We start from the raw sequence: 5,402 nt of genomic DNA, 5'->3' as shown, positions 1-5,402 counted from the left end.
AATGATTTTATTTCTTCTTATAATTTTTCTGATTTTTTCGTTTCTGTGAAAAAATGAGTTTTTCTTATTTTTTGTCTAATTTTCGGGGGTCAAGCCGCATTTTTGTTCATTTTTATTTTCCTCTTTTTGTTCTTTTTTATTTTACCATTTACATAAATAAAAAATAACATTTCCTTAATCAATCTATTATTATGTATAAAATTAATCATAATTAATAACTGCGTATAGTTTATCTAATGAATCTTTCCAATTGTGATTTTTTAAAATATATTTAAAGGCATTTTCTGCTATTCTATAATAATTATTTTCATCTAAAATGTATTTTAATTTACATAAAAAATCATCAACGGATTCAAAAGACACATAATGCTCCATATCATAAGCTCCAGGAAAAGCTAAAAAATTATTTTTTAAACCTATCACTGGAACTTTATAAGAAAAAGCCTCTAATACTTTATTTAAAATGCCGCAATTTTTTCTAATAGCAACTATTACTAAATCACATTTTTTATAAAAATTATTTAAATCATCCACTTTTCCAATAAATTCAACATTTTTTTGTTTTTTTATATAAGATGATGATATACCTTTGGTTGAATCTTTACCAGCAATAATTAATTTCAGCTTATTATTCTTTTTTATAATTTCCGGCCACCAATTATCTAAAAACCAATCAAAATTATTTTTAATCATTCCTATATAACCTATTTTTATATTTTCTTTATCAATGTTTTTTGTTTTAAACATTTTTTCACTTTTTATGTCTATTCCATTAGGAATTAAATGAATTGTTGAATTAATCTGCTTGTAGTTTTTCCTAATAAAATCTATATCCGCTGGAGAAGCTAATATAACATCATCCCAATTTTTTAATATGTATTTTTCTTTCCTATAATATTCAAAACCTTTTAATACATCTAAAACTTTCTTTCTATATTTAATATTATTCTTCCTGTTAAACTCAGTAGTAGATTTAAAAAAGAAATATAAACTATCGAATAAAAAAGATATTTTTTTTATAATAATATTTCTTTTAGAAATTGTTTTTATGATTCTTTCCACATTGATTGTTACATTAAGAGTAAAAGATAATATTATTATTTCTTCGTTCTCTAGATTTAAATCATATACTTGTTTCATAACATTTTTAATACAACGTTTCCTTTTTAAACTATACGGAACTTCAAAAATTATAGTATCATATAGTTTACTTAAAAAAGGAAGATATTTGCTTAAAGGAAGTTTAAATCCCCCAACTTCATTAAATTTTTCAGGAACAAATATTAATAATTTCATATATTCTCCTCCTCATATTTTTAAAATTGGTTAATCTCCTGAATCTTGATTTTTATTATTTTCTTAAAAAACTTTTCTCTTTTTTTAGAAGTTTATATTAATTGAATCGGTCTTATATCAAATATGAGGATGCAATAAATTAAATTGTAACATTATTTGTTGTGTTGTATTCTTTTTTATTTATTTATTTATATTTCTTCTTTTTTTTAATATTGAATAAAATGATTCTATTTTTGCGTTACTATGTGGGATTCCTTTTTACTGTATGATTATTTTTCTTTTTATTTATTTTACATTTATACATGCAAATTACATACTTTTATTAATATTTCAATATTCATATTTCTTGAATAAGAAGATCATATTTTTTATGGTTCTCTTCCAAAACGAATGGGTAATTAAGAAAAAGACAATTTACCTAAAGCAAAAAAAATAGTAATGGATAAATACTTAAAAGACTTAAAATCATAAGCCCTTTTAGTAAAAGTTCTAAGCTTTGAATACATACCTTCAATTTTAGCATTGGTTAATCCTGTTTTTAAATGCATAAGAATACCTTTTATATGCTTATATAAACTCTTAGCTGCTTTTTTCATTTCTGGAATATTTGAATTTAATGCTTTTTCATACCATTTTTTAAAGAATTTTGATGCATATGCTGGTTTTTTATAATCAAATATTTTTTTGAATTCTAGAATTAAAGAATATGCTTTTACTGTATCAAGATATTTGTATTCCATTAATTGCTCAAGTTTTTCATTTTGTTTATTTGTTAGATTTTTTGGATTTTTTAAGAATATATATTTTGTTTTATTTAGTATATCTTTGTAGTCTTTTCTTTCTCTTTTTCTTATTTTATTTAGTTGTTCGTTTAATAATTTTATTATATGAAATTTATCAAATACTAATTTTGCTTTTGGAAAATGTTCCTTTGCTCCTGATTTAAAAGATACTGACATATTCATACATATTGTTTTTATATCTGACTCTTTTCCTTTTTTTTCTATATATTTATTTTTAAATTTTTTAAATGTTTTTGCATCTTTTCCTTTCCGTATTCACCCCCTACAAGATTTGGACAAAAAATAAGAAAGTGATATCATAAAATTGAAAAAAGACAAAGGAGCTAGGTTAACGATAAAACTTAAAATATATTTTTCTGATTTTAAATTATCTGTTGTTAAAGAATACTTAGTCCAGATTCAATATCTCAAAACGATATTTATGAGAAATATAGCGTTTGACACTCAGCATTTTTTTAGTGAAAAAAAAGTTTAATGAATCTGGTCAGTATAATAAGTGCTTTATTCTAAAAAAATCGTCCTACATCTATTATTTCAGATATTTTTAAAGTTTCTCCCAGAAACTATACAAAATTCCGTGTAAATTGATAATAGTTGATTAATATAGAGTATTATAAAATATTAGTAAATCTTAAGTTTTTCTTAGATTTTCAAAAATATTATATACTTTGTGAAATTTGAATAGTAGAGTTATAATTTTTCTGTAATTATATATTTTTCATTTTCTTAAAATTAATTTTGAAAATAAAATTCAAATAAGTATAATTTTTGTTTTTATACCTTTGATCACATTTCTGTACAGTGATTTAATTAATATTCACTTTTTTAAAATAGAGACCGTGTATAATTAAAATAGAAAATTATAATATATATAATAAATATTTAAGTATAATAATTATTAGTATGGTTTGATTTAGTTATTGTTGAATTGTATAGCATTAATAATTCTAATGTTGATTTAGAAAAAATATTGATATAAAATATTTCATAGAAAAACAGTTTTGAAAATATTAAATCATATGGAGAAAGATAGAGAGTTTGACTAAGCTTAGAGCTTGTTAGCTGTAGTTATCATCTCCTTTTAGCATGGTTTAGAGAATTAAGCATTGAAAGCTTGTACAAAGTACGGTCGTATGTCAGAAGGAGGTTCTCTGTATGATTACTTGAGATTGATATTTCATCAACTAAATTTGATGTTGCTATTTTTGATGGTAAAAAGTTTAAACATTTTGTGTTTAAACAATCATATGATGGATTTAATGAATTTTTAGATGTTATTAAAAATATTAACGATGAATATATGATTGCTATGGAATCTATAGGGACTTATCATTTAGCATTAAAACAGTTTTTAAATGAAAAAGGTTTTAGTGTTTTAATATTACATCCATATTCACTTAAGAATTTTATGAGGTCATTTAATCATTCAAAAACTGATAAAATTGATTCTAAAAATATCGCCAAAGCTATATACATACTTAGAGAATATGCCATTAGATCATCTGAGCCTGATGACTTAATTTTAGAATTGAGAAATTTGCTCAGAGCTAGAAAAAATATTGCTAAAAGCCTTGCATCTTTAAAAACACATTTATAAAAAACGAATGTTTTTTATAAAGAATTGGATTATTTTTAAATAAAAACCATTTAATCCTCCTGCTTGCGCAGCATGATTAAATATATACCAGAATTATTAAATTATTTCTCAGAAATGGATTCCTCTGTTCTGTTGAAATTATTATTGCGATATCCAACATTAAAATCCATATTAAAGCATAAAAGAAAAGTTACAAATTTACTTGCTTTAGCAAATGTATAAAAGATAATCTTTTATACATTGATATTTGAAGTTTTACTATTATTTTTAAAATATCAATCTAAATCAAATATTATGATTAAAAAATGATTTTTCGCGAAGCGATGCTTCTGGAACAAAGAAAAGGCTTTAAATGTTATTAATGATTTAACCCATTCAATTGGTATAAAACACGATTCTTCTGCTATATTAATTAAATCGAAAATAGAATTAATTAAAAACCATATAGAACAAATAAAAATACTCGAAGATGAAATAGAAAGAGTTTCAAATGAAATTTTTAATAATTTTAATATGAATATTCAAAATGAGTATTTTGATGGCAATAACAGTAATAATAACAAATATGATGACAATAAAAATAATTATAATCATGGAGATAACATAAATAAAGAGAAAATAGATAAAGAGAATCCATATTATCAAGCGTATAAAGCAATAATTACTATTCCAGGCTCAGGTGAATTAGTAACTCCACTTACAATTATATCAGAAATAGGAAACATATCTCGTTTTGAAAGTAAAAAACATTTTGTCTCATATATAGGGCTTGATCCAACAATTTCCCAATCAGGAAAATACAGAAAAAATAAAAAAATATAAAAAAAAGGGAATAGCCATTTAAGACATATATTTTCATTATGGGCCATAAGAGTTTTAAAATACATACCAGAATACAAAGAAAAATACAACGCTTTAATTAAAAGAGGGAAACCAAAAAAAGTTGCCCAAACAGCAATAACAAGAAAATTGGCAGAATTAGTATATACATTATGGAAAAATAATACCGAATTTAATCCAGAATATTTAAAACTTAAAACAGCATGATTGCTTTAAATAACACACAAAACCTAAACTAATTTACAAAAAACAAATAGTTTATTTTGAATTATTGCAGCATTGATTGCTGTAAAATGGTGGATTTTTTACAAAATATCAAAAAATAATTTATTATAATTTTTATATTTTATCTCTTGACTTTTTAGAGAATACACTCTATCATCTCCAAAATATATCTAAGTTCGTTTAATATTTGTTCCCAGTCTCTATTTCTAGTAGTCCATTTTTCTATTATTCTCATTGCTGCAAGATATATTGCTTTTATCAATGATTCATCATTAGTGATGTATATTTTCTATGGAATTTATGGTATATATCTGCGGCTCTTTCCAAAGTTACTTGAATAAACTGTGATTATGCTTAGATTAGTTTAATTATGTTCAATCAACAGAATTTTATTTTTTAATGTTTCAAATTTACATCTTCCATACATCATTCTTTTTATTAATTTTATTTTGTTTATTTTTCCCTCTGCTAAGCCATTACTATATTCATATATTATTGCGTTTTCTACTGCTACTATGTCTCGTTTTATTCCATGTATGAAACTCTGTATCCCTTGAATAGAACTTTTTTCATATTTTTTTATCCAATTATGCAATTTTTCTGTGCTTTTGGAAAATAGAACTTTTTTGAATTCTTTTACT

The 5,402-nt window shown here is 22.9% G+C and carries 6 protein-coding genes; 3 read left to right on the top strand and 3 right to left on the bottom strand.

Annotation, left to right across the window (positions count from 1 at the left end):
• Positions 1–201: 201 nt before the first annotated feature.
• Both BUA62_RS11055 and BUA62_RS11050 read right to left on the bottom strand, forming a co-directional pair.
• Positions 202–1,296, bottom strand: a complete 1,095-nt coding sequence (locus BUA62_RS11055; protein ID WP_072866092.1) for a glycosyltransferase family 4 protein — start codon at positions 1,294–1,296, stop codon at positions 202–204.
• 398 nt (positions 1,297–1,694) lie between these two features.
• On the bottom strand, positions 1,695–2,354 hold the full coding sequence (locus BUA62_RS11050; RefSeq protein WP_084670805.1) for a transposase: 660 nt from the start codon (positions 2,352–2,354) through the stop codon (positions 1,695–1,697).
• Between the two features lie 913 nt (positions 2,355–3,267).
• Between BUA62_RS11050 and BUA62_RS11045 the strand changes: the two genes are divergently transcribed.
• From BUA62_RS11045 to BUA62_RS11040, 3 genes are all read left to right on the top strand, one after another.
• A complete protein-coding gene (locus tag BUA62_RS11045; RefSeq protein WP_084670804.1) occupies positions 3,268–3,696 on the top strand; it encodes an IS110 family transposase in 429 nt (142 codons plus the stop codon).
• Positions 3,697–3,768: 72 nt separating this feature from the next.
• Positions 3,769–3,918, top strand: coding sequence for a hypothetical protein (locus BUA62_RS11615; RefSeq protein ID WP_159429530.1), 150 nt, complete (start codon positions 3,769–3,771; stop codon positions 3,916–3,918).
• Positions 3,919–4,209: 291 nt separating this feature from the next.
• Complete coding sequence (locus BUA62_RS11040) at positions 4,210–4,518, top strand: transposase (protein WP_072866089.1); 309 nt, start codon at positions 4,210–4,212, stop codon at positions 4,516–4,518.
• A 607-nt stretch (positions 4,519–5,125) separates the two neighbouring features.
• Here the strand turns inward: BUA62_RS11040 and BUA62_RS11035 are convergent.
• On the bottom strand, positions 5,126–5,402 hold a 277-nt coding region (locus BUA62_RS11035; RefSeq protein ID WP_143148388.1), incomplete at its 5' end, for a transposase.

Origin of the sequence: Marinitoga hydrogenitolerans DSM 16785 (assembly GCF_900129175.1) — a bacterium.
In the GTDB taxonomy this organism is placed as follows: Bacteria; Thermotogota; Thermotogae; order Petrotogales; family Petrotogaceae; genus Marinitoga; species Marinitoga hydrogenitolerans.
Note: the sequence above shows the minus strand (reverse complement) of the source record. Positions and strands in the feature narration are given on the sequence as shown.